The following is a 19,266-nucleotide window of genomic DNA, read 5'->3' on the forward strand; positions in this document are numbered from 1 at the left end:
TTTCCCGCCTTCCGGAACCGAGTCTCGAACTTCAACCTCCCTTTAAGTCAAGTTATGCTGGACCGCATGGTGAAAACCGAACTGCCCGAACTGACCGTCGGCGAACTCTCCCGCCGCAGCGGCGTACCGGCGTCGGCCCTGCGGTTCTACGAGGACGAGAACCTGATCCGCAGCAGGCGCACCACGGGCAACCAGCGCCGCTACCGCCGCGACACCCTGCGACGGGTCACGTTCATCCGCATGTCGCAGCGGGTGGGCATGCCGCTGGCGCAGATCCGCGAGGTACTGGCCCTCCTCCCGGACGACCGAACCCCCACCCGCGCCGACTGGTCCCGCATCTCGTCCTGCTGGCGCTCCGACCTGGACCAGCGCATCCGCCAGCTGGAACAACTCCGGGACCAGCTCAACGACTGCATCGGCTGCGGCTGCATGTCCCTGGCCAAATGCCGCCTCGCCAACCCAGACGACCAACTAGGCCAAGACGGCCCCGGCCCACGACGCCTCCCAGACCACCGCGGGGCGCGGTACGAGTGAGGCCTCGCTGTGCCCGGGCCCGCGCGCCGAGTTGAGGTCTCACCGCGACCGAGGTTTCACGCTGCGCGGGCCTGACCGCGGCCGGGCCCTCAACGCCGACCCTCACGACAGCGGCCTCACCACAGCCGCACTGCACGACTCCGAGCGTGCGCCGCAACCGAGCCACCCAGCTTCGCGACCCCGCCGCCCGCCACCGGTAGGTAGCTCAGGCCCCGCCCCTCAGCCGACCGTCCCCCGCCCGCAGGCAGTCCAGGGCCCACCGCCCACAGGCGGCTGAGGCCCGCCCGCCCGCAAGCCAGACCACCCGGACTCCCGCCCGGAAGCCACTCACCAGGCCACCCACAGCCGCCCCGGCAGAACCGGCAGAACCCGGTCACTCGCCCGCCGCGTCAGTCACTCCGGCACAGTCACCCCAACAGCAACCCCCTCACATAAGCAGCCTGCCCAGCATGCTGCAGGTCATCGGACAGCACACTGACCAGCCGGACACCCAAGGTCACCGGTGGATCCCAGCCTTCGTCGACCACGCGGTCCAGCGCCGCCGCATCAAGGCCGGACACCCAGGACACCGTGTGCTCGTGCACGGCGTCGTAGTAGCCGGTGAGCAAATCCGGCGACTCCGGCCGCACCTTGGCCACGTCGTCGCTGCTGTGCCCGTAACCGATGTCGCCGGCCGGGAACGGCAGGTCGAATTTCGCGCGCCAGTCCTGTGCCGTCCAGAACTGGTCGGTGCCCGCGACGCCCGCGACATGGTCGTCTTGCACTCGCGCCAGATGCCAGACCAGCCAGCCGATCGAGTTCGCCTCCGGGCCGGGACGCGCCGCCAGTTGCTCCGCGGACAGCCCGTCGACTGCCTGGTGCACCACCTCGCGGACCCGGCCGAACCCGTCCACGAGCAGATCGGCCACATTCATCTCGCGCTCCTCTCCGTCGTCGTGCGCTTGCCTCGATCATGCCCCGAAGATCCGCCGCTGCCCAGCGTCGTGACTCGACTGGCGCGAGGGGTCCCCTCGCACCCGCCAAACCGCCTCAGCACGGCAAAATCCACTAGCTACCAAGGGTGACCGCGACCGTCCACTTCGGACCCTGACGGCATCGTCCGGCGTCAGGTAAAATCCGCTGCGACACAACCAGCACCACCGACGACGCGAACGGAGGGCCCCGTGGCGATCACCGCGCCCCGTGCCCTGCCCGGCTTCGACAGCATCGCCGGGATCGCGATTCCCGCCTGGGCGGGCATGGTGATCACCGCCGCCTGCGCGGTTTCGGCCGTGGTGGTGCTGCTGGTGATTCTGCGCAACCGGCGCAAGTAGTCCGCACCAAATTTCGATGCCTACCGGAGCGTAAGCCCGGCAGGCACTGGCGAATCACCCGTCCGCACGGGTGAAACGGCTGGTGATCACGTGGTCCTTGGCCGGCCCGGTCACCACCCATTCCTGCTCCCACCGCCGGTCGTCGAGCACGCGGTACGCCCCTCGGTACCAGTCGGCGGCGCACGGATGATCGGCCGTCCACTCCCCGGTCGCCAGGTCCAGATCGTGGAAGAACCCGCCGTGGTCGAAGTGCACCGCGGCGCGGGCGGCCCCGGCCGGCCGGTAGTGCAGCGTACGGACGAACGGCCCGCGATGCGCTCCGAGCTGCAGCTCTCCCGACTCGCGATAGACGAGCACCCCGTCCTCGGACGTGAACGTCGCGCGGCCGCTCGCCTCGCCCATCGCCGCCCCGTCGACGTCGACGATCTCGCGCGCGAGCTGCCATTCGCCGGAGAAGTACCCGGTCAGGTCATTGATCGGAAAAGCCACAGATCCCATTGTGCGCCTCCAGGCCTAAGGCGAACGGCACTGGGACGACCGGCTCGACACCGTCTGTCACGAGGGTGGCGTGAAGGGTCCCATCATCCCCTCCGTCACCAGTCGGCATGCTGTTCACCCTGTGCGATCGACCCCGCCGCAGCCCCCGAAAACGACCGGAGCGATGGGGACTCTCGCGCCGTACCCGGCGGGGCAGGCTCGACCGGACCGCCCGTCGCCCTAGAATCGGCCGGGTGGCGCACCCCGATCTGGCCGAGCAGGCCACCCGTTCCCCCGCTCTCGAAACCCTGCAGCGCGTCTTCGGCTACGACGCGTTCCGCGGCGACCAGGCGGAGATCGTCGAGCACGTGATCTCCGGCGGCGACGCGCTGGTGCTCATGCCCACCGGCGGCGGGAAATCGCTGTGCTACCAGATCCCGGCGCTGGTGCGGCCGGGCGTCGGCGTGGTGATCTCGCCGCTCATCGCGCTGATGCAGGACCAGGTCGACGCGCTGCGCAACGTCGGCGTGCGCGCCGGATTCCTCAACTCCACGCAGGATTTCGCGCAACGGCAGGAGGTGGAAGACGCGTTCGTCGCAGGCGAACTGGACCTGCTCTACCTCGCGCCCGAACGGCTGTCGGTCGAATCCACCGTGCGGCTGCTCGACCGCGGCAAGATCGCGCTGTTCGCGATCGACGAGGCGCACTGCGTCTCCCAGTGGGGCCACGATTTCCGGCCCGACTACCTGATGCTGTCGTCGCTGCACGAACGCTGGCCGGACGTGCCCCGGATCGCGCTCACCGCCACCGCGACCGAGGCCACGCACAAGGAAATCTCGCAGCGGCTCGGCCTGGACAGCGCGAAGCATTTCGTCGCGAGCTTCGACCGGCCCAACATCCAATACCGGATCGTGCCGAAGAACTCGCCGCAGAAGCAGCTGCTCGACCTCCTGCGCACCGAGCACCAGGGCGACGCCGGAATCGTCTACTGCCTGTCCCGCGCATCCGTGGAAAAAACGGCGGAATTCCTGGTACAGAACGGAATTCCGGCGCTGCCGTACCACGCGGGACTCGACAAGTCGACCCGCGCGACGAACCAGGCGAGGTTCCTGCGCGAGGACGGGCTCGTCGTGGTCGCGACGATCGCGTTCGGCATGGGCATCGACAAACCGGACGTCCGGTTTGTCGCGCACCTGGACCTGCCGAAGTCCGTGGAAGGCTACTACCAGGAAACCGGCCGGGCGGGCCGCGACGGGCAGCCGTCCACCGCCTGGCTCGCGTACGGGCTGCAAGACGTGGTGCAGCAACGGAAAATGATCGACAACTCCGAGGGCGACGAGACGCACCGTCGCCTGCAGGCCCAGCACCTGAACGCGATGCTGGGGCTGTGCGAGACGGTCGAATGCCGGCGCACGCAGATCCTCGCGTACTTCGGGCAGTCCGGTGAGCCGTGCGGGAACTGCGACACCTGCCTGACCCCGCCGGAACGCTGGGACGGCACCATTCCCGCGCAGAAACTGCTGTCCACAGTGGTCCGCCTGCGCAACGAACGACGGCAGAAGTTCGGCGCGGGCCAGATCATCGACATCCTGCTGGGCAAGACGACCCCGAAGGTCACCCAGTTCCAGCACGACACGCTGAAGGTCTTCGGCATCGGCACCGAACTGCGCGAACCGGAGTGGCGCGCGGTGGTGCGGCAACTGCTGGCGCGCAACCTGCTGGCGGTTGAAGGGGACTACGGGTCGCTGGTGCTGACCGAAGGTTCAACCGCGGTGCTGAACGGCTCGCAAGAGGTGCAACTGCGCCGCGAACCCGAACGCGCGGCACGCGCCCCGCGAACCTCCCGCCGCACAGCCGCCGCGCCGGTCGACATGCCCGCGGAAGCGGCACCGGTGTTCGAGCGCCTGCGCGCCTGGCGCGGGGCAACGGCCAAGGAACAGGGCGTCCCGGCATACGTGATCTTCCACGACGCGACGCTGCGCCAAATCGCCACTCTGATGCCGACAACGCTCGACGCACTGGGCACGGTGAGCGGCGTCGGCGAGAACAAGCTGGCGAAGTACGGGGAGGGAGTGCTCGCGGCGCTGGCCGAGGAGTGAGGCCCGGAACGGTCAATGCGGCCGGGATGGCCTTCCAGCCCAGGCACTCTCGGCGCACGCGCCCGCCCATGCACACCTCAGCCATGCGGAATCGCCGGGCAACTACGCAGCCAACCCGCACGGACCCGGCACCAGGCCATCACAAGCCTGGCGCCTACTCCCCCAAACCAAGCCTCACTCAGCCCTCCGCGGCCGAGTAGTGTCCGCGACCTTCCGCACCGCCCCTGCAATCTGCGAGTGGTACCGGCCATTCGTCTTCTCGTCCACGAACCGCGCTGCCTTGCCCACGGCTTCGTTGACCTTCTGCGGGTTCTTCCGCACATACGACACCGCGCTCGCGGCACCGGCCAGCACGGTGAGTCGCTTCATCAAAGCCATCGCACCCAGCCCCTTCCCCTGAGGAAACCTCCGTCACCCTCCCCAACGTCTCCCGCCCGCCCTGGGTTCCCGGCGAAACCAGCATGACAAAAGGCGCGCCGGCCAGGCATCATCCACGCGTGCGCGATCTTTCCGCCCTTCCCAAGGTCCACCTCCACGTCCATGTCGAAAGCACCATCCGCCCCGCTACGCTCAAGGAACTCGCTGCCTCCCATGGGGTTTCGCTGCCGGACAGGCCGGCGAACTTCGACGGGTTCCGGGCGTTCGCGGATCGCAACAGTCTCACCCGGTCGTGTCTGCGGGAGCCGAAAGACTTCGAGCGGATCGCCCGGGAATTCTGCGCGGACGAAGCCGCTCAGGGGACTCGGTACGTCGAGGTCACGTTCACCGCTGCCTCGCACGGGGAACGGCTCGGGGATCTCGAGATGCCCCTCCGCGCAGTCCTTAAAGGACTGTCGGAAGGCGGTGAAGAGCATGGCCTGCAATGGCGGCTGATTCTCGACCATTCCCGGCGACGGTCGCTCGAACGGGCCATGAAGACGCTGGAACTGGCCCGGCAACACGAAGAAATCATCGCGATCGGGATGGCTGGCGAGGAACGCCACTCCCTGGCCCCGTTCGAGGAGGTGTTCGTCCGGGCGCGGGAGGCGGGGCTGCATCTCGTCCACCACGCTGGCGAGGACGCTGGGCCGGAGAGTATCCGCGAGGCGATCGAAATCGGTAGGTCCGAGCGCATTGGGCACGGAATCCGCATTCTCGAAGACCCGGAGCTGGCGGCTCAGACGGCGAAGAGCGGGATCGCGCTGGAGGTGTGCCCCTCGTCGAACGTCGCGCTCGGGTTGGTTCCGTCGCTTCCGGAGCACCCGCTGCCCCGGCTGGTCGAGGCCGGACTCGCGGTCACGCTCAACACCGACGTCCCGGACGTCACCGGCACCACGATCACCGATGAATTCACCCGGGCGAGGGAAGTTTTCGGTTTCACCGACGCGACCTTGGCCAAGCTGGCCAGCAACGCGGTGACGGCGTCGTTCGCCCCGGAGGAGACGAAAGCATTGCTGCACAAGGAGATTGACGACTGGCTCAGGTCGGCAGCAGGCGCGTGACCAGTACACCCAGCTGCTGCGCGTTTCGGCACTCGTGCATGTCGACCAGATCCGCGTAGTCCGGCGCGGCCGAATCGCCGGTCCCCCACAGGGATCGGCGTTCGGGGTTCAGCCAGTGGACGTGCCGCGCGCGGGACCGGATCGCGCGGACGGCGTCGAGGTTCGGGTCGCCGCCGTTCGTGCGGGCGTCGCCGAGGATGAGCACCGACGTGCGCGGGCCGACCGCGTCCAGCCAGTGCGCGGTGAACTGACCCAGCGCGCGGCCGTAGTCGCTGTGTCCGTCCCAGCGGACTACCGCTGCTTCGCTGAGCATTCGCGCGCCCAGCTGTTCGGGGTCCGCGGTGCCGGTGTCCACGAGGTGCGTTACCTCGTCGGCGCTGTCCACGAAACCGAAGACGCGGATTTTGCTGAACTGGTCCCGCAATGCTTGCACCAGCAGCATCGTGAAGTTCGCGAAACCCGCTACCGAACCGGAAAGATCGCACAGCAGGATGATTTCCGGGCGGCCGGGGCGGCGATGCCGGTAGGCTGGACGCAGAGGTACCCCACCAGTAGAGAGTGAACGGCGCAGCGTTCGGCGCAGGTCGATGTGGCCGCGGGTGGTGCGTTTGCGGCGCGCGGCCAGGCGGGTGGCGAGTTTGCGGGACAGCGGCTGGATGGTTCGCCGCAGCTCGGCCAATTGCGTACGGCTCGCGATGAGAAAGTCGACGCGGTCCGCGGCAGGGGCGATCGCGTGCTTGGCGATCCGTTCGCGGCCACGGAGTTCGGCGGCTCGGCGGCGCGCCTCGGTCCGCACTCGGCCGCGGAAACCCTCGACGCGGCGGCGGATTTCGTCGCGGGTGAGCCGGTCGGTGAACTCGTCGGGCGAACCGGGCGCACCAGGCGCACCGGCGGGGCTCGACGCGCGCATCGCAGCCAGCACCTGGGCGATGAGTGTCTGCGGCTGCAGGCGGTCGAGCGTCTGGTGCGCGGAGTAGCCGCCGCCTGGGCCGGTTCCGACGCCGTACTGGCCCAGCAGGTCCACCGCGAGTCCGGCGAGCTGGTCCAGCGCCTGGTCGTCGCCTTCGGCGAGGGCGGCGGCGAGCGCCTCGCGCAGTTCTTCCCGGTTCTGCGGCGGGTTTTCGCGCGCCAGTTCGGGAGCGCCGACGCCGGCGGGGAAGTACAGGTCGAACGCGGCGTCGAACACCGACCGCTGGCCGCCCCGGCGGACCAGTGCCGCGGCGAGGCCTTCGCGGACCAGCTCGCGGTCGTCCAGGCCGAGCACTTCCAGCGCGGCTGCCGCGTCGGCGGTCTCGCCGGGACCGGCCGGGATGCCTTGCGCCCGCAGCGCGCGCACGAACTCCGCGAGCCGCCCGGTGAGGCCCGGCGCGGCGGTCATGACGCGTCCAGCACCTGGTCGAGATTCAGCCCGGCCCCGGCCTTCGCGATGTCGTCCTGGTGCTTCAGCACGACGCCGAGGCTTTCGCGCACCACCCGCTCGTCGAGCGTGCCCGCGCCCAGCTCCAGCAGCGTGCGCGCCCAGTCGACGGTCTCCGCCACCGACGGCAGTTTCCGCAGGTCCATCGCCCGCAGCGCGGCGATCACCCGCACCACCGAATCCGCCAGCGCGGCCTCGATACCGGGCACCTTCAGCCGGACGATCTCGCGTTCGAGGGCTTCGTCCGGGAAGTCGATGTGCAGGAACAGGCACCGCCGCCGCAGCGCCTCGGACAGCTCGCGCGTCGCGTTCGACGTCAGCACCACGAACGGCTGCTGCGTCGCGGTGATCGTGCCGAGTTCGGGCACGGTGACCTGGAAATCGCCGAGCACCTCCAGCAGCAGACCCTCGATCTCGACGTCGGCCTTGTCCGTCTCGTCGATCAGCAGCACGGTCGGCTCGGTGCCGGAGATCGCGGTGAGCAGCGGACGGCGCAGCAGGAATTCCTCGCCGAAAATGTCCGTGCGCGCCTCGTCCCACGTCTCGTCGCGGCCGGCGGTGATCCGCAGCAACTGCTTCGCGTGGTTCCACTCGTACAGCGCGCGGGCCTCGTCGATGCCCTCGTAGCACTGCAACCGCACCAGCCGCGAGCCGGTGACCTCGGCGACCGCCGTCGCCAGCGCGGTCTTGCCGACCCCGGCCGGGCCCTCGACCAGCAGCGGCTTCCCCAGCCGGTCGGCGAGGAACACCGTGGTCGCGACCGCGGTCGACGCGAGGTACCCGGCCTCGGCCAGCTGCGCCGACACGTCGTCGACGGACGAGAAAAACCCGGTGCCCACGTGACCTCCTAAGCGATCGCTCACCCGCACTGTACTGGCCAGTCGCCTCGGACGGTGCGCTCGTCGGCCAGAAAGCCGGAAATCCGCCGCGGCCGTATGCCCGCCCCCGGGCCGACGCCCGACGCGGAACTGCCCGGCCGACCTGCGGGTCGACCGGGCAGCAGCCGGTTCGCGATGCCGGCCGCTTTCACGGCAGGCTGGGAATGACCTGGTCCACCAGTCGTTTCGCGACCGGGCAGGACCCTTCGTCGCCCGCGGAGCGGTCGAGGTACCAAATGTGCACCGCCGCGTCAGTGCCGGGAATCTGGATCTGATAACGGCAGCCGCCGCCGGCTTTCGTGGTGTCTTTCCGGACTTCGTGCCCGTTCTGGGAACTCGACTCGCTGTGCCCGCTCCAGTCCTCCGCGTCCCCCAGGTCCAGGGTCGCGGCCAGGTCGCCGCCGGTCAGCTTGCCCGACGGCGGGGTCCACTCGGTGCGGCAGCCGCCCACTCCCCCCGTCACCCCGACCGGGGTGGATGCCGTCAGCTTGTACTCGTCTCGCCGCAGGTCGAGCGGAGTGCCCCGAACGGCAGTCGCCAGCAGGTCGCAGGCGTTCGTTTTCGCGAACGTCTCCGCCGGACCGGCGCCGCTGCACCCCGCCGCCGCGACGAGGACCGCCAGCCCGAGTCCGAGCCGTCTAATCATTGCCATGGATCCCTCGCCACACGTCCTCTTCGTCGTCGAACTCGCGACCGGCCGACTTGTCCGGGCGGACACTGCCCGAGTCCGAGACGGCGTGCGGCGACTTCAGCCCCGCGTTGCCGAACGCGGCTTCGATGTCCTCCCGGATGTTCTCCGTGCCGGCGTGGGCCAGCGCGTCGACGTTCGGGCTCGCGGAGATCATCGCGCCGCTCTGGACGCGAAGGGTCAGGTAGCCGAAGCTCCCGCTGACCTCGCGCGGCAGTTCCGGCTCCGCCGCCGAAGCGCGCTCGCGCTGCTGCCGGTGCCGTTCGTTCTCGTTGCGCTCCCGGCTGGCCCGGGCTGCCGCGACGACTTCGTCGAGCGTCGGAAAAACCGCGGGACCGCTCGGGTCGGCGGCCGGAGCCGCGGCAGGCGGCCGTTCCGAGGCCAAGCGCGCGGACCGTTCCCGCACGGCTGCATCCAGCGCGGCCAGGTACGCCTCCGTCAGCGCTTCGCCGAGGGAGGCAGGCTCGACCCGGGCTTTCCAGTGGTCCAGGACGGTCGCCTCGACCAGCTTGAGGTCCTCGTCCAGCGTGATCGTGACGACGCCGGTCCGGTCGGACGCACGAAAACCGCGAGACTTCCCGGTGCCGACCAGCACCGGTTCGGCCGTAGTCGGCGCCGGTTCCGGCACCGGGGCCCGATCGAGCCGCGCGCTGATCTCCCGAAGTGCTTCCAGCCCCGCGTCGAGCGTGTTCGCCGAGGCGACCGGGTCGGTCATTGTCGTTCCCCTCGTCAGGCTAGCCGGCCAGGCTCGGCCACTTGTCGTTCGGAAATTCCGCGGCGTCGTACTGGATGCTGGTGGCGTCGCGCGTGCGCCCGACCGCCTCGCTGTACATCTCCACCACCTTGGTGAGCCGCTCGCCCGCGGTGGTGACGAGCTTTTCGATGAGGTCGCCGGTTTTCCCGATGGCTTCCAGCGCGCCGACGATGGTCCCGGCCTCGACCAGGATCGCGACGAACTCGCCCGCGATCGCGGCGAAGGCGTCGCCGAGCTCCTTGACGAACATGATGTTCGCCTTGGCGATGTCGAGCAGCCAGCCGCTGATGTTGTCCGCTTTGGTCTTGATCGCGCCCAGCGCGGCGTGCTGCGCGTCGACGGCTTCGTTGTAGGCGTTCCGGGCCGCGCCTTCCCAGTGCCCGATGTTCGCGTCCGGATGTTGCTTGACGACGCCCTGGATCTGGGACGCGGGCCGCTGGGCGTTCTCCAGCCAGGAGAACCCCTGGACGATGATCGAGACGATCGGGGTCGAATGGTCCAGGATCTTCTGGATGTCCTGGACGATCTTCCCGAGCTTCTCGCTGAGCGCCTTCATTCCCCGGTCGAAGTTGATGACGGCCGGGCCGAGGACGTACCGCCACGCGGAATCCGCCCATTTGCCGACGAATTCCCGGAACCCGTTGACCATGTCGTTGACCCACGTGACCAGCTGGTCGATCAGCTTCTTGAACTCGGCGGTGGTGCTCTCCGCGTCCTCGCTCACTACTTGCCCCCTGGGATCTTCTTCGACCAGTCGTTGAGGTCGAGTTCGACGACCTCTTCGTTCTGGTCGTAGGTGTTGGCCGCCTTGACCAGCACGTCGCCGATGTGGCCCATGTCCTGGCCCGCCGTGGAGAGTTTCTGCTCCATGAACTGCTGGAGCTTGTCGTAGGCGGATTTGTCGATCGCGGCGACCGCGGCCGTGAGCAGGAAATTCACGCCGTCGCCGACCCAGAACGCCGAGGTGTCGAGCGTCATGCCGGAAACCGCCGTGTGCACGCCGGCCACCTTCTCCGCGTGCGGATCCCACTTCTTCGCTTCGGTGCGCAAGGCGCTGGTGATGACCTTGTAGCCAGCCATGGCGAGTTCCTCCCTCGTTCGCTGCCGGGTTGCCCGGGCACCCGTGACGACCGCCTGGCCCGCATCGTACGTACTCGAATGGGATATCGCGCGCAAAACCGGGTTTCCGGCAGCAACCGCCGCGCGCGGGCCTCGGCGGCGTCTCGCGGGCTAGCATCGCGGCGTGACTTACGCTGCCGCTGATTCCCGATACGACTCGATGCCCTATCGCCGCTGCGGGCGCAGCGGCCTGAAGCTGCCCGCGATCTCGCTGGGACTGTGGCACAACTTCGGCGACGACCGCCCGTTCACCGTCCAGCGCGACATCGTCCGGCGCGCCTTCGACCTCGGCATCACGCATTTCGACCTGGCCAACAACTACGGCCCGCCCTACGGCAGCGCCGAGGAGAACTTCGGGCGGATGCTGGCCGGGGATCTGCGGCCGTACCGGGACGAACTGGTCATCTCCACCAAGGCCGGATACGACATGTGGCCGGGGCCGTACGGGGAATGGGGGTCGCGGAAATACCTGCTGGCCAGTCTCGACCAGTCGCTCGGCCGGATGGGGCTGGACTACGTCGACATCTTCTATTCGCACCGGTTCGACCCGGAGACCCCGCTGGAAGAAACCGTCGGCGCGCTCGATCGGGCGGTTCGGTCGGGTAAGGCGTTGTATGTCGGGATCTCGTCCTACAATTCCGCGCGGACCGCAGAAGCCGCGCAGCTACTGCGGGAATTGGGGACGCCGCTGCTGATCCACCAGCCGTCGTATTCGATGTTCAATCGATGGACGGAGGCGGACGATTTGCTCGGCACCCTGGAACAGGCCGGGGCCGGGTGCATCGCGTTCTCTCCGCTTGCCCAGGGATTGCTGACCGACAAGTACCTCTCCGGGGTTCCCGCGGATTCCCGGGCGGCGCAGGGGAAGTCGCTGAACCCGGACACGATTACCGACGAGAAGCTGGGCAAGATCCGGGCGCTGGGCGAGATCGCCACGCGGCGGGGGCAGACGCTGGCACAGCTGGCACTGGCTTGGGCGTTGCGGGATCCGCGGATGACGTCGCTGGTGATCGGGGCCAGCAGCGTGCGGCAACTGGAAGACAATGTCGCCGCGCTGGACAACCTCTCGTTCACCGACGAGGAATTGGCCGAGATCGATCAGCACGCCACCGAAGAGGGCATCAACATCTGGAAGCGCTCCTCGGACGGCTGAGGTCCGTGAAGGACTCCTTGACGGAATCTGATTCCCTCAAGGAGTCCTTCACGACCCGTCAGACGCGGGCCGAGCGGATAGTGTCCGCCGCCCATTCCGCCCAATCCCGTTCCATCGCCGCGTAGCGTTTGCCCCACTCCAAAGCCAACCGGCCGTAAAGCGACGGGTCGCTGTCATCCCAGTCGACCGACGCCTCCAGCGCCGCTAATTCCTCCACCAGCCCCTTGGCGAAAGCGCCGTGCCGGCCGAGGAACCCGCGCGCCTCCTCCGGCGTGACCTCGCCCAGGAAGTACACCCGCAGCAACATCTCGTTCCGCCGCGCCGCCGGCGGCCGCTCCTCCAGCAGCCACGTGCGCAGTTCCTCGCGCCCGGCGTCGGTGATCGCGTACTCCTTGCGCCCGCGCGGCCCCTCCGCGGACACCTTGATCAACTCCGCGCCCTCAAGCTTCCCCAGTTCCCCGTACAGCTGGCTCTGCGTGGCCGTCCAGACGCTCGACATCGCCGTCTCGAAGCGTTTCAGCAGGTCGTAGCCGCTTCCGGGGGCGGTGGCCAGCAGCCCGAGCACCGCGTGTCGCAAAGTCATGCGCCCAGCCTACCTTCCACTATTGACATGTCCAGTCCGCACGTTCTAGCGTTGACCTGTCACTACAGGAACGTTGGGGGACCGATGAACTACCTGAAGAGTTTCCTTCCCTGGATCGCCTTCGCGGTCGTGTCCACGCAGGCCGACTGGCGGTGGTCCGGGCTGACCGGGCTGGTGCTCGCGGGCGGGCTGCTGCTCCTCGAACGCCGGCGCGGCAAGGGCTGGGACACGCTCTTCATCGAGGTCTCCGCGGTCGCCTTCTTCGCGCTGCTGGCCGCTTGGTCCTTCGCCGATCCGACCTCGCCGCTCCGGAATTACGTCGGGGCGCTCACCGATCTCTGGCTGGCGCTGACCGCCTGGGGCTCGATCGCCGCGAAACGGCCGTTCACGCTGGGGATCGCGAAGACGATGGTGCCGCCCGAAATCGCCGCGACGGCGGTGTTCCGCCGGGTCAACGTCGTCATCACCGCTGTTTGGGCGGCCAGCTTCACGGTCGCCGGCATCGCCGAAGCCATCCTGCTGCACTTCGCGCCGCACGACACCGTCGCACTCGTGGCGATCAAGGTGCTCGGCTTCGCGGTCCCGATCTCGTTCACCATTCGCTATCCGCGCATCGTCCGGGCTCGTGCCCAGAAAGCCGCGTGACTCCATGACTACCACCGATTTCCACCTCAACGGCCACTACGCCCCGGTCCACGACGAACTCACCGCTTACGACCTGCCGATCACCGGCGCGCTGCCGCCCGAACTCACCGGTTGGTATTTGCGCAACGGGCCGAATCCGCGCCAGGACAGCGCGCATTGGTTCACCGGCGACGGCATGGTGCACGGCGTTCGGCTCGAAAACGGCCGCGCCGCTTGGTATCGCAACCGCTGGGTGCGCACGGAGAGCTTCGACATCCCGCATCCGGTGCTGTACAACGCAGACGGCACCCGAAACCTCCGGTCGAGCGTCGCCAATACGCACGTCGTCAACCACGCCGGGCGCACGCTCGCGCTCGTGGAATCCTCGCTGCCGTACGAAATCACCACCGATCTCGACACCGTCGGCGTCTACGATTTCGACAGCAAGCTCGCCGATGCGATGACCGCGCATCCCAAGATCTGCCCGAAAACCGGCGAACTGCATTTCTTCGGCTACGGCAGCATCACCGCCCCGCACGTCAGCTACTACCGCGCCAACGCCGCCGGGGAACTCGTGCTGCGGCAGCCGATCGACGTGCCGGGGCTGACGATGATGCATGATTTCGCGCTCACCCGGCGGCACGTGGTGTTCTTCGACCTGCCGGTGGTGTTCGACCACGCGACCGACGGCGGCATGCCGTTCCGCTGGAGCGACACGTACGGCGCGCGGCTCGGCCTGCTCAGCCGCGACCGGCCGGCGGACGGCGTGCGCTGGTTCGAGATCGGCCCGTGCTATGTCTTCCACACCCTCAACGCGCACGACACCGCCGACGGCCGGATCGTGGTGCACGTCGTGCGGTACGAGCATCTGTACCGGCCCGGCGTCCCGGATCCGAAGGGCGCGCTCTGGCGGTGGACGATCGACCCGGCCGCGGGCACGGTGACCGAGGACCTGATCGACGACCGCGACGGCGAGTTCCCGCGCATCGACGACCGGCTCGCCGGGCTCGACGCCCGGTTCGGTCACCTCACCGGGTGGCACGGCCCGGAGGGTCCGCTCGTGCTCCGCCAGTACGACCTGCACACGAACGCCGCGCGCGAGCATCTATTCCCGGATGGACACATCCCGGGCGAGGCGGTGTTCGTCCCAGCGGACCACCGGCCCGGCGGCTCGGGCTGGCTGCTCACGTACGTCTACGACGGACCGAACGACCGCAGCGACCTGGTGGTGCTCGACGCGCAGGACCTCGAGGCGGATCCGATCGCGACGGTCCATCTGCCGGGCCGCGTGCCGGCCGGCTTCCACGGCAACTGGCTGCCCGACGCCTGACGCTCTGCGCGCCGTACCCGGATTCCGCCCGCCGAGCCCGTATCGTCGGACCAAGAACCTCCGCCTGCCCTCCCGAGCCGGAAGAAAAGAAACTTTCCTGCCAAAGCGGGGCGAATCCGGTTACCGTGGCAGGACGGAAGTCCGAACGGGAAGGAAACTCAGCAGGTGGCAGGGTCGGGTACACCACCGGTCGGCACCCCGGCCGGGATGCGCATGATCAACCAGCGGGCGGTGCTCGACCTGTTGCGCCGCGGCGGGCCCGCGACGCGGCCGCAGGTGGCGAAGGACACCGGGCTGTCGAAGCCGACGGTGAGCCAGGCGCTGCTGGCGCTGGAGGCCGCCGGGCTCGCGCGCGCGACCGGGCACACGTCCACCGGCACCGGCCGCTCGGCGGTGCTCTACGAGGCGGACCCGACCGCGGGATACGTGCTGGGCCTGGACATCGGCCGCGAGCACATCCGGGTCGCGGTCGCCGACCTCGGGCGCACCACGGTCGCCCGGCGCGACGTGCGCAACACGGCCCGGTCCGGCAGCGCGCTGATCTCCGCGCTGGGCAAGCTCGCCACGGAGATCGTGGCCGAGGCCGGTCTCACCAACGACGACATCGTCGTGCGCGTGCTGGGCTCCCCCGGTGTCGCGGACCCGGTGAAACGCTGTTTCCGGCACGCGCCGAACCTGCCCGGATGGGGCCGCCCCGGCCTGCTCGACGACCTGGAGCAGGTGCTCGGGCCGGAGCTGGTGGTGGAGAACGACGCGAACCTCACCGCGGTCGGCGAATGGGAAAGCGGCGCGGCGCGCGGGGCGTCGGTGGTCGGCTGCATCACCATCGGCACCGGCGTCGGCATGGGCCTGATGGTCGACGGCCGGGTCTTCCGCGGCGCGACCGGCGCGGCGGGCGAAATCGGCTACCTGCCTTACGGCCGCACGCACGTCGCCGACGAACCCGGCGAACCGCCCGCGCGCGGACATCTCGAAGAGGCCACCGCCGCGCAGTCGGTGGTCCGCGGCGCGCGCGAACTCGGCCTGGGCACCGCGCGGTCCGCCCGCGAAGTCTTCCGCCTCGCCCGCGAGGGGGACGAGCTGGCGCAACGCGCGGTGTCCGCCGAGGCCGACCGGCTCGCGTACACGGTGGCCTCCGTGGCCGCGGTGATCGACCCCGAACTGATCGTCCTCGGCGGCGGCGTCGGGACGGCGGCGGACCTGCTGCTGGAGCCGATCGACCGGGCGCTGCGCGCGTTCACGCCGCTCACTACCACTGTGGTGCAAGGCGAACTCGGCGACGACGGCGTGCTCACCGGCGCGATCAGCGTGGGCCTGCGTGCCGCCGAGCGGCTGGTGTTCGAGCGCCGCGTAGGCGCCGCCTGACGTTCGGTAAACGCCGCGCCGCGCCCGCGAATGTCGGCCGGGACCGGTACCTTGCAGGCATGATCGGACTGCCCGACACCATCACCGCCTGCCTCTTCGACCTGGACGGCGTACTGACCGGGACGGCCGTGCTCCACCGCGAGGCGTGGAAACGGACGTTCGACGAGTATCTGCGCGGCCGCGACGGCGACGGTTTCCAGGAGTTCACCGACGCCGATTACGCGACCTACGTGGACGGCCGCCCCCGGGCCGACGGCGTGCGGGAATTCCTGCGCTCACGCGGAATCGACCTGCCCGAAGGCACCCCGGACGACGCCGTCGACGCGCCGACGGTGAACGGCATCGGCAACCTCAAGAACGAACTCGTGCTGAAGATCATCGACGAGCGCGGCGTCAACCCGTACCCGGGTTCGGTGCGCTACCTGGAAGAAGCGCAGCGAGCGGGGCTGCGGATCGCGGTGGTGACGTCGTCGGCGAACGGCGAAAAGGTCCTCGACGCGGCGGATCTGTCGCGATTCGTAGAAGCGCGCGTGGACGGCATCGTCATCCGCCGCGACCATCTGAAGGGCAAACCGGCCCCCGATTCCTTCCTGGCCGGGGCCAAGGCGATCGGCGTGGACCCGAAGCAGGCCGCGGTGTTCGAGGACGCACAATCCGGTGTCCAAGCAGGCAAAGCGGGCGGTTTCGGTTACGTCGTGGGCGTCAACCGGGAGGACCAGGCCGACGCTCTGCGCGCGCACGGCGCCGACGTCGTGGTGGACGACCTCGCCGAACTGCTGGAGGGCAAATGACGGAGTTCGGTTACGAATGCTCGCCGTGGGAGCTGCGCTGGCGCGGCCTCGACGTGGATGCGTTGCAGCGCACCGAATCCGCCTTCGCGGTGTCGAACGGGCACATCGGGCTGCGCGGCACCCTTGAGGAGGGCGAGCCGCGCGGGCTGCCCGGCACGTACCTCAACGGGTTCTACGAGCAGCACGAACTTCCTTACGCCGAAGGCGGTTACGGCTACCCGGAGGAAGGCCAGACCGTCGTCAACGTGACCGACGGCAAGATCATCCGGCTGCTGGTCGAGGACGAGCCGCTGGACATGCGCTACGGCATCGCGACCGCGCACGACCGCGTGCTCGACTTCCGCCGGGGCACCCTGCGCCGCGTCACCGAATGGTCCTCCCCCACCGGACGGCGCGTGCGGGTGACCACCGAACGGCTGGTTTCCTTCACCCAGCGGGCGGTCGCCGCGATCCGCTACGAGGTCGAACCGCTCGACGAGGACCTGCAGCTCGTCGTGCAGTCCGATCTGCTGGCCAACGAACCGGTCGAGTCGGACACGCACGACCCGCGCGTCGCCGCCGCGCTCGACGCGCCGCTGGTCGGCGAGTTCTGCCACGCGGCGGGCTACCAGGCCGTGCTGGTGCACCAGACCCGGATGTCCGGGCTGCGGGTCGCCGCCGCGATGGACCACAAAATCGAGGTCGACGACGGCCTGCGCACCCGCATCCACGCCGAGGAAGACCTCGCCCGGCTCACCGCCGCGGTCGACGTGCCCAAGGGCGGACGCCTGCGGGTCACCAAATTCCTCGCCTACGGCTGGTCCGCGCAACGGTCCGCGCCGGCCCTGCGCGCACAGGTCGAAGCCGCGCTCGCGGGCGCCCGGCAGACCGGCTGGAAGGGCCTGGCCGCCGAGCAACGGCAGTTCCTCGACGATTTCTGGGCCACCTCGGACATCGAAATCGACGGCGACCCGGAACTCCAGCAGGCCGTCCGGTTCGCGCTCTTCCACCTGCTGCAGGCCGGTGCCCGCGGCGAAACCCGGGCCATCGCCGGAAAAGGCCTCACCGGACCGGGCTACGACGGGCACGCGTTCTGGGACAGCGAAACCTTCGTGCTGCCCGTGCTGACGTACACGATGCCGGACGCCGCCCGCGACGCACTCGGCTGGCGACACTCCACAATAGACAAAGCGAAGGAACGCGCGACCCAGCTCGGCCTGCGCGGCGCGGCTTTCCCGTGGCGGTCCATCAACGGAGCCGAATGCTCGGCGTACTGGCCGGCCGGCACCGCGGCGTTCCACGTGAGCGCGGACATCGCCGACGCCGTCGTGCGGTACGTGAACGCCACCCAGGACACGCAGTTCGAGCGCACCTGCGGCGCGGAACTGCTGCTGGAAACCGCGCGGCTGTGGGCGTCGCTCGGGCATTTCGACCACCACGGGCACTTCCGCATCGACGGCGTCACCGGGCCCGACGAGTACTCCGCGGTGGCGGACAACAACATCTACACGAACCTGATGGCGCGCAAGAACCTGCTCGCCGCGGCCGATGTGTGCCGACGGCATCCGGACATCGCCGAACAGTTCGAAGTGGACACCGCCGAGACCGATTCCTGGCGCGCCGCCGCGGACGCGATGGCGCTGCCGTACGACCAGGAACTCGGCGTGCACCCGCAGTCGGAAGGCTTCCTGCAGCACGACGAGTGGGATTTCGAGGCCACCGACGAGGATTTCTACCCGCTGCTGCTGAACTATCCGTACTTCGACCTGTACCGCAAGCAGGTCGTGAAGCAGGCCGACCTCGTGCTGGCGCTGCACCTCTGCGGCGACTCGTTCAGCCCTGAGGAGAAAGCCCGCAACTTCGCCTACTACGAAGCGCGGACCGTCCGCGACTCCTCGCTGTCCGCCGGCACGCAAGCCGTCATCGCGGCGGAGGTCGGACACCTGCAACTGGCCTACGACTACCTCGCCGAGGCCGCGCTGACCGACTTGCACGACGTGCACAACAACGTCCGCAACGGCCTGCACATGGCGTCGCTGGCCGGTGCCTGGCAGGCCGCGGTGGCCGGCTTCGGCGGACTGCGCGACTACGGCGGTCAACTGTCGTTCGCGCCGCGCCTGCCGGACGAACTCGACGGACTGACGTTCCGCCTCGCTTTCCGCTCGACGAGATTCCAGGTGTCGATCCGGCACGGCGCGGCTACGTATCGGGTGCTCAGCGGGCCGCCGCTGGACCTGATCCACCACGGCGAGCGGTTCACCGTGACGGAGGAGCCGGTGGAGCTGCCGATCCCGAAGCTGGACCCAGGCCCCGCGCCGACGCAGCCACTCGGCCGGGCTCCGGCGCGGCGGGATGCGGCTACGGTGCGGCAGTCGCTCTTGTGAGGGCTCGTGAGTGCTGGCGCCGGTTCTAACCGGCGTGGGCACTCACGACGTCCCTGCAGCAGCCGCCGGACGCCTCGTGCGCGGGAATTCCGGCTCTTACCGGCACCAGCACGCACGACCCGCCCCACGCAGGCCCAGGGACCTCGTGAGTGGCAATCACGGTTCTAACCGGGATCGTCACTCACGACACCTACCCCGGGCAACGCGACCGCAACAGGCTTCAGGCCGACCTCCCGCCGCACCACGGCACCCCGTCCCGCCCCGCAACAGCACGCCTGTCTCGCGCCGGTATGCGTC

The 19,266-nt window shown here is 69.2% G+C and carries 20 protein-coding genes; 10 read left to right on the top strand and 10 right to left on the bottom strand.

Annotation, left to right across the window (positions count from 1 at the left end; all coding sequences use genetic code 11):
• The first annotated feature begins 66 nt into the window (after window positions 1-66).
• A complete protein-coding gene (gene soxR, locus ACFSVL_RS00185) occupies window positions 67-534 on the top strand; it encodes a redox-sensitive transcriptional activator SoxR (protein WP_378299146.1) in 468 nt (155 codons plus the stop codon).
• 407 nt (window positions 535-941) lie between these two features.
• Here soxR and ACFSVL_RS00190 read toward each other — a convergent pair whose 3' ends face one another.
• A complete protein-coding gene (locus ACFSVL_RS00190) occupies window positions 942-1,448 on the bottom strand; it encodes a mycothiol transferase (protein WP_378299148.1) in 507 nt (168 codons plus the stop codon).
• A 249-nt stretch (window positions 1,449-1,697) separates the two neighbouring features.
• Between ACFSVL_RS00190 and ACFSVL_RS00195 the strand changes: the two genes are divergently transcribed.
• Window positions 1,698-1,847 (top strand): hypothetical protein, encoded by a 150-nt coding sequence (locus ACFSVL_RS00195; RefSeq protein WP_378299150.1) that lies wholly within the window; start codon window positions 1,698-1,700, stop codon window positions 1,845-1,847.
• Window positions 1,848-1,901: 54 nt separating this feature from the next.
• Here the strand turns inward: ACFSVL_RS00195 and ACFSVL_RS00200 are convergent, their stop codons facing one another.
• A complete protein-coding gene (locus ACFSVL_RS00200; RefSeq protein ID WP_378299152.1) occupies window positions 1,902-2,336 on the bottom strand; it encodes a DUF6314 family protein in 435 nt (144 codons plus the stop codon).
• Between the two features lie 242 nt (window positions 2,337-2,578).
• Here ACFSVL_RS00200 and recQ point away from each other — a divergent pair, with 242 nt between their 5' ends.
• Complete coding sequence (recQ, locus tag ACFSVL_RS00205) at window positions 2,579-4,423, top strand: DNA helicase RecQ (RefSeq protein ID WP_378299154.1); 1,845 nt, start codon at window positions 2,579-2,581, stop codon at window positions 4,421-4,423.
• Window positions 4,424-4,597: 174 nt separating this feature from the next.
• On the opposite strand, the gene ACFSVL_RS00210 is transcribed toward recQ, so the two are convergent.
• A complete protein-coding gene (locus tag ACFSVL_RS00210; RefSeq protein ID WP_378299156.1) occupies window positions 4,598-4,801 on the bottom strand; it encodes an antitoxin in 204 nt (67 codons plus the stop codon).
• Window positions 4,802-4,920: 119 nt separating this feature from the next.
• Between ACFSVL_RS00210 and add the strand changes: the two genes are divergently transcribed.
• Entirely contained in the window at window positions 4,921-5,904 is a 984-nt protein-coding gene (gene add, locus ACFSVL_RS00215; protein WP_378299158.1) for an adenosine deaminase, read from the top strand.
• Here the strand turns inward: add and ACFSVL_RS00220 are convergent.
• From ACFSVL_RS00220 to ACFSVL_RS00245, 6 genes are all read right to left on the bottom strand, one after another.
• Window positions 5,882-7,282, bottom strand: a complete 1,401-nt coding sequence (locus tag ACFSVL_RS00220; RefSeq protein WP_378299160.1) for a vWA domain-containing protein — start codon at window positions 7,280-7,282, stop codon at window positions 5,882-5,884. The two genes, add and ACFSVL_RS00220, sit on opposite strands and share 23 nt — an antisense overlap.
• Window positions 7,279-8,160, bottom strand: coding sequence for an AAA family ATPase (locus tag ACFSVL_RS00225; RefSeq protein WP_378299161.1), 882 nt, complete (start codon window positions 8,158-8,160; stop codon window positions 7,279-7,281). The genes ACFSVL_RS00220 and ACFSVL_RS00225 overlap by 4 nt, the downstream gene beginning before the upstream one ends.
• Window positions 8,161-8,347: 187 nt before the next feature.
• On the bottom strand, window positions 8,348-8,851 hold the full coding sequence (locus ACFSVL_RS00230; protein ID WP_378299163.1) for a hypothetical protein: 504 nt from the start codon (window positions 8,849-8,851) through the stop codon (window positions 8,348-8,350).
• A complete protein-coding gene (locus ACFSVL_RS00235) occupies window positions 8,838-9,602 on the bottom strand; it encodes a hypothetical protein (RefSeq protein WP_378299165.1) in 765 nt (254 codons plus the stop codon). Before ACFSVL_RS00235 ends, ACFSVL_RS00230 begins: the two co-directional genes overlap by 14 nt.
• Window positions 9,603-9,621: 19 nt before the next feature.
• Window positions 9,622-10,365 carry a hypothetical protein gene (locus ACFSVL_RS00240; protein WP_378299167.1) on the bottom strand — a complete coding sequence of 248 codons (744 nt, stop codon included), beginning with the start codon at window positions 10,363-10,365 and terminating at the stop codon, window positions 9,622-9,624.
• Window positions 10,365-10,721, bottom strand: coding sequence for a hypothetical protein (locus tag ACFSVL_RS00245; RefSeq protein ID WP_378299169.1), 357 nt, complete (start codon window positions 10,719-10,721; stop codon window positions 10,365-10,367). The genes ACFSVL_RS00240 and ACFSVL_RS00245 overlap by 1 nt, the downstream gene beginning before the upstream one ends.
• Window positions 10,722-10,884: 163 nt before the next feature.
• Here ACFSVL_RS00245 and mgrA point away from each other — a divergent pair, with 163 nt between their 5' ends.
• Window positions 10,885-11,913: an L-glyceraldehyde 3-phosphate reductase gene (gene mgrA, locus ACFSVL_RS00250; protein ID WP_378299171.1), complete on the top strand. Its 1,029-nt coding sequence runs from the start codon at window positions 10,885-10,887 to the stop codon at window positions 11,911-11,913.
• 58 nt (window positions 11,914-11,971) lie between these two features.
• Here the strand turns inward: mgrA and ACFSVL_RS00255 are convergent, their stop codons facing one another.
• Window positions 11,972-12,496 carry a PadR family transcriptional regulator gene (locus tag ACFSVL_RS00255; protein WP_378299173.1) on the bottom strand — a complete coding sequence of 175 codons (525 nt, stop codon included), beginning with the start codon at window positions 12,494-12,496 and terminating at the stop codon, window positions 11,972-11,974.
• Window positions 12,497-12,580: 84 nt separating this feature from the next.
• Between ACFSVL_RS00255 and ACFSVL_RS00260 the strand changes: the two genes are divergently transcribed.
• From ACFSVL_RS00260 to ACFSVL_RS00280, 5 genes are all read left to right on the top strand, one after another.
• A complete protein-coding gene (locus ACFSVL_RS00260; protein ID WP_378299175.1) occupies window positions 12,581-13,141 on the top strand; it encodes a hypothetical protein in 561 nt (186 codons plus the stop codon).
• 4 nt (window positions 13,142-13,145) lie between these two features.
• A complete protein-coding gene (locus ACFSVL_RS00265) occupies window positions 13,146-14,450 on the top strand; it encodes a carotenoid oxygenase family protein (protein ID WP_378299177.1) in 1,305 nt (434 codons plus the stop codon).
• Window positions 14,451-14,657: 207 nt separating this feature from the next.
• Window positions 14,658-15,815 (top strand): ROK family transcriptional regulator, encoded by a 1,158-nt coding sequence (locus ACFSVL_RS00270; protein WP_378299374.1) that lies wholly within the window; start codon window positions 14,658-14,660, stop codon window positions 15,813-15,815.
• Between the two features lie 59 nt (window positions 15,816-15,874).
• On the top strand, window positions 15,875-16,606 hold the full coding sequence (locus ACFSVL_RS00275; RefSeq protein WP_378299179.1) for an HAD family hydrolase: 732 nt from the start codon (window positions 15,875-15,877) through the stop codon (window positions 16,604-16,606).
• Window positions 16,603-18,969 carry a glycoside hydrolase family 65 protein gene (locus ACFSVL_RS00280; protein WP_378299181.1) on the top strand — a complete coding sequence of 789 codons (2,367 nt, stop codon included), beginning with the start codon at window positions 16,603-16,605 and terminating at the stop codon, window positions 18,967-18,969. The genes ACFSVL_RS00275 and ACFSVL_RS00280 overlap by 4 nt, the downstream gene beginning before the upstream one ends.
• The last annotated feature ends 297 nt before the right edge of the window (window positions 18,970-19,266 follow it).

The organism is Amycolatopsis silviterrae, assembly GCF_042684085.1.
Lineage (GTDB): Bacteria > Actinomycetota > Actinomycetes > Mycobacteriales > Pseudonocardiaceae > Amycolatopsis > Amycolatopsis silviterrae.

What these genes read in the sequence shown, in the direction of transcription:
- soxR (WP_378299146.1), top strand. Translation starts at nt 67, where the DNA reads ATGGTGAAAACCGAACTGCCCGAACTGACCGTCGGCGAACTCTCCCGC.
- ACFSVL_RS00190 (WP_378299148.1), bottom strand. Translation starts at nt 1,448, where the DNA reads ATGAATGTGGCCGATCTGCTCGTGGACGGGTTCGGCCGGGTCCGCGAG.
- ACFSVL_RS00210 (WP_378299156.1), bottom strand. Translation starts at nt 4,801, where the DNA reads ATGGCTTTGATGAAGCGACTCACCGTGCTGGCCGGTGCCGCGAGCGCG.
- ACFSVL_RS00220 (WP_378299160.1), bottom strand. Translation starts at nt 7,282, where the DNA reads ATGACCGCCGCGCCGGGCCTCACCGGGCGGCTCGCGGAGTTCGTGCGC.
- ACFSVL_RS00230 (WP_378299163.1), bottom strand. Translation starts at nt 8,851, where the DNA reads ATGGCAATGATTAGACGGCTCGGACTCGGGCTGGCGGTCCTCGTCGCG.
- ACFSVL_RS00235 (WP_378299165.1), bottom strand. Translation starts at nt 9,602, where the DNA reads ATGACCGACCCGGTCGCCTCGGCGAACACGCTCGACGCGGGGCTGGAA.
- ACFSVL_RS00245 (WP_378299169.1), bottom strand. Translation starts at nt 10,721, where the DNA reads ATGGCTGGCTACAAGGTCATCACCAGCGCCTTGCGCACCGAAGCGAAG.
- ACFSVL_RS00255 (WP_378299173.1), bottom strand. Translation starts at nt 12,496, where the DNA reads ATGACTTTGCGACACGCGGTGCTCGGGCTGCTGGCCACCGCCCCCGGA.
- ACFSVL_RS00260 (WP_378299175.1), top strand. Translation starts at nt 12,581, where the DNA reads ATGAACTACCTGAAGAGTTTCCTTCCCTGGATCGCCTTCGCGGTCGTG.
- ACFSVL_RS00265 (WP_378299177.1), top strand. Translation starts at nt 13,146, where the DNA reads ATGACTACCACCGATTTCCACCTCAACGGCCACTACGCCCCGGTCCAC.
- ACFSVL_RS00270 (WP_378299374.1), top strand. Translation starts at nt 14,658, where the DNA reads ATGCGCATGATCAACCAGCGGGCGGTGCTCGACCTGTTGCGCCGCGGC.
- ACFSVL_RS00275 (WP_378299179.1), top strand. Translation starts at nt 15,875, where the DNA reads ATGATCGGACTGCCCGACACCATCACCGCCTGCCTCTTCGACCTGGAC.
- ACFSVL_RS00280 (WP_378299181.1), top strand. Translation starts at nt 16,603, where the DNA reads ATGACGGAGTTCGGTTACGAATGCTCGCCGTGGGAGCTGCGCTGGCGC.